Here is a 3,643-nt window from a genome sequence, read left to right as displayed (position 1 = left end):
AGGCCGGGGCCCGGCGGGCGGAGCGGCTGGCCGTGGCCGTGCCGTCGCATTGTCCGCTGATGGAGGACGCCGCCACGGCCCTGGCGGCGGAGGCCGAGGCGGTGCCGATCGCGGCACCGACCATCCTCTATGCCGGCAACCGGCGGGGCCGGATGCTGCGCGACGCCGGGGCGGTGCGCGAGGAGCTGGCGACCAACCTGGCCCATCCGGTGCGCTGGGCCGACGACGTCACGCTGATGGCCGAGCACGGGGCGACGCTGTTCCTGGAGATGCCGCCGGGCGATGTCCTCACCCGGCTGGCAGCCGCGGCCTTTCCCAACCAGGCCGCCCGCGACATGGCGAGCCTGTCCCTCCCCTCCGCCCGGGCCCTCGCCGCCCGGGACCGGAGGCGCTGACGCCGGTTACGGCTGTAACCACCCGAGGACCGGCATCCCCCCTGAAAGAAACGACATGGCTGACCATCTGTGACAGCGGTCATCGGCAACATGTCGATCACCATATGAAACGGATGTGTCGCTCGGTCCGAACCTGAGGATGCATCGATCGATGGTCGGCCACGCGCCCGATCACGATTGCCGAGCCCGAAGCCATGGTTGTCGACATGAACATCGCCAGCAGTCAGCCAGTCTCCGTCCTGGTCGTCGACGACGATCCCGCCATGCGGCACATGATCGTCGACTATCTCGAGAACCATGACATCCGCGCCGTCTCCGTCGCCGGCGGGCAGGACATGGCCCGGCAGCTGTCCCATGGCGAGCTGGACCTGGTGCTCCTCGACCTGCGCCTCGGCCGGGAGGACGGGCTGGACCTGCTGCGCGACCTAAGGTCGCGGTCCGACCTTCCGGTCATCATCACCACCGGCCATCGGCAGGACGAGATCGACCGCGTGGTCGGACTGGAGCTCGGCGCCGACGACTACATGACCAAGCCCTTCGGGCTGCGCGAGCTGCTGGCCCGCATCCGCGCCGTGCTGCGGCGGCGGGAGGCCGAGCGCCAAGCCCCACAGCGCGACCGGCAGCATGGCCGCTTCCGCTTCGGCGGATGGCAGCTCGACCGCCGGCTGCGGCGCCTGACCGACCCGAGCGGCAGCACCGTCGCGCTGACCAAGGGAGAATACGCGCTGCTCGCCGCCTTCCTGGAGGCGCCGCAGCGCCCCCTGTCGCGCGAGCACCTGCTGCAGGCCACGCGCATGCATGAGGACGTCTTCGACCGGACCATCGACGTGCAGGTGCTGCGGCTGCGGCGGAAGCTGGAGGCCGACCCCAGCGCGCCGCGCGTCATCCGGACCGAGCGCGGCGTCGGCTATGTCTTCGCCCTGGCCGTGGAAAAGCTGTAAGCCCGTCCGGATCGCCGAGCCTTGATCCGCCATCCCGACGCCGAGGACAGCCGCGTGCCACGCATTCCGACATGACCGGCCCCCTGCGTCGGCTCGCCGCCGGCGGCCTGCTCCCGGCGCTGCTGCTCGCCGCCGCCGGGATTTCCGCGCAGGTGTTGGAGCCGGCGGCCCCGTTTCCGCCGCAGGCGGCCGAGCAGGAGCCGATCACCCCGATCCCGCCGCCGCCGCCGGCCGACCCGCTCAAGGTCGCGCTGGGGGAACGCCTGTTCGACGATCCGCGCCTGTCGCGCGACGGCCAGCGCGCCTGCTCGTCCTGCCACGACCCGCACACCAACGGCGCCGACGGCAATCGGCTCGACACGACCCTCGAGGGGGCGCCGCTGCGCTTCAACACCAGCACGGTGTTCAACGCCGCGCTCAGCTTCCGGCTCGACTGGGCCGGCGGCTTCCGCACCCTCGAGGCGCAGGCCGCGTCGTCGCTCGAAAGCCCCGACATCATGGGCACCAGCATCGACGCCGTCCTCGACAAGCTGCGGAACGATCCGGACATGGTCGCGCGCTTCCGGGAGACCTATGGCGCCGGGCCGGACCGCGCATCCCTGCTGGATGCGATCGCCACCTTCGAACGCTCTCTGCTCACCCCCGGCAGCCCGTTCGACCGCTGGCTGCAGGGCGACCCCGGCGCCCTGACGGCCGAGGCGCAGGACGGCTACCGGCTGTTCAAGTCGCTCGGCTGCGTCTCCTGCCACCAGGGCGTCAATATCGGCGGCAACCTGTTCCAGCGGCACGGGATCTTCCACCCCCTCGCCTCGCCGGACCCGGCGATCCTGCGGGTTCCCAGCCTGCGCAACATCGCGACGACGGCGCCGTATTTCCATGACGGCAGCGCCGCCACCCTCGACGAAGCCGTGCGGAACATGGCCCTGGCCCAGCTCGACCGGACCCTGTCGGACCCGCAGGTTGCGGCCATCACCGCCTTCCTGCGGTCGCTGACCGGGACGTATAAGGGCCATCCGGTCACGGCGCCATGAGGATCACCCCGACCCTTGCGGCGGTGCCGCTGATGCTCCTGCTGCTCACCTGGCTCCTGGTGGGCAGCACCAATATCGGGGCGGAGACCTTCGACCGCGCCCTCGGCACGCTCGACGACGTCTCGATGACGCAGAACGCGCTGCGGCGCGACATCCTGGCCACCCGCGCGGGGCTGCTGCGCAACTACGACCCGCTGGTCCGCGACGGCGCCGCCCTGCGCGAGCTGATGGGCCGCCTGGACGAGGTCGCGACGGTGGACCCGCGCATCGCCGCGGCGGTCGCCGACCTCAACGCCCTGATGGTGCGGCAGGACGAGCTGGTCGAGGACTTCAAGAGCAAGAACGCCCTGCTGCAGAACTCGCTCGCCTATTTCGGCGTGCTGGGCTCCCGCCTCGGCGCCACGGACGGCGACGGCGCATTGGCGGCCGATGTCGGTTCGTTGGCCGCCGCCATGCTGCGCCTGACCCTCGACACCTCCCCGAGCATCGCCCGCGACGTGCAGGACCGGCTGGAGGCGCTGAGCACCCGCCCGCCGCCGTCGGGCGACGCGGCATCGCTGCGGGCGCTGCTGGCGCATGGCCGGCTGCTGCACGACCTGCTGCCGGCGACCGACGGCGTCCTGAAGACGCTGTTCGCCCTGCCGACCGGCCGGGAGCAGGCGGCGATCCGCAGCGTCGTGCTGGACCACCAGATGACTTCGCGCGAGACCGCGCGGTGGTTCCGGGTCCTGCAATACGGCGTCTCGGTCATCCTGCTCGGGCTGCTGATCCATGCCGGGCTGCAGCTGCGGGCGCGGGCCATGTCGCTGCGGCGCCGCGCCGCCTTCGAGCATCTGATCGCCGGCATCTCCACGCGCCTGATCACCGCCCGGCGGCCGCAGGTCGGGGCGCAGATCGAGCAGGCCCTGGCCGAGCTGGCGGCCCATGTCGGCGCCGACCGGGCCTATGTCCTGTTCGGCGGCGCGGCGCGCCGGCACCATGTCTGGATCCGCGCGGGTGCCGACTGCCCCCCGGGCTGGCCGGAGGCGGCACCGGTGCTTTCGTCCGGCTTCGAGCAGACGGCGGACGGGCTGATCCATGTCCGGCACGTCGCCCGGCTGCCGGCCGGGTCTGCCCGGGACGCGCTCGCCGCCGCCGGGCTGGACGGCTGGGCCTGCATCGTCAGCCGCTGCGGCGACGGCGCAACCGACATCATGGGCTTCGACACGCTGCCGCCGTCGCGCATGATCCGCCCGGACCAGCTCGGCCTGCTGCGCACGGCCTTCGACGCCATCGC

The 3,643-nt window shown here is 72.2% G+C and carries 3 protein-coding genes and 1 pseudogene; all 4 read left to right on the top strand.

Translation table 11 applies throughout. From position 1 onward, the window contains the following. Window positions 1-395 (top strand): annotated as a pseudogene (locus tag P409_RS39395) (hypothetical protein); the annotation flags it as partial. A gap of 194 nt (window positions 396-589) precedes the next feature. Then, entirely contained in the window at window positions 590-1,336 is a 747-nt protein-coding gene (locus P409_RS29410; protein ID WP_034846780.1) for a response regulator, read from the top strand. A 71-nt stretch (window positions 1,337-1,407) separates the two neighbouring features. Next, window positions 1,408-2,367: a cytochrome-c peroxidase gene (locus P409_RS29405; RefSeq protein WP_152613610.1), complete on the top strand. Its 960-nt coding sequence runs from the start codon at window positions 1,408-1,410 to the stop codon at window positions 2,365-2,367. Further along, window positions 2,364-3,643 (top strand): DAHL domain-containing protein (locus P409_RS29400; protein WP_034846779.1); only part of this gene is annotated, 1,280 nt, incomplete at its 3' end. The genes P409_RS29405 and P409_RS29400, both read left to right, overlap by 4 nt.

It is taken from the genome of Inquilinus limosus MP06 (assembly GCF_000767795.1).
GTDB lineage: Bacteria > Pseudomonadota > Alphaproteobacteria > DSM-16000 > Inquilinaceae > Inquilinus > Inquilinus limosus_E.
This window is presented reverse-complemented; position numbering and strand designations above follow the sequence as displayed.

Bases quoted from the DNA above. Each gene is read 5' to 3' on its own strand.
- P409_RS29410 (WP_034846780.1), top strand. From the start codon at position 590: ATGGTTGTCGACATGAACATCGCCAGCAGTCAGCCAGTCTCCGTCCTG.
- P409_RS29405 (WP_152613610.1), top strand. From the start codon at position 1,408: ATGACCGGCCCCCTGCGTCGGCTCGCCGCCGGCGGCCTGCTCCCGGCG.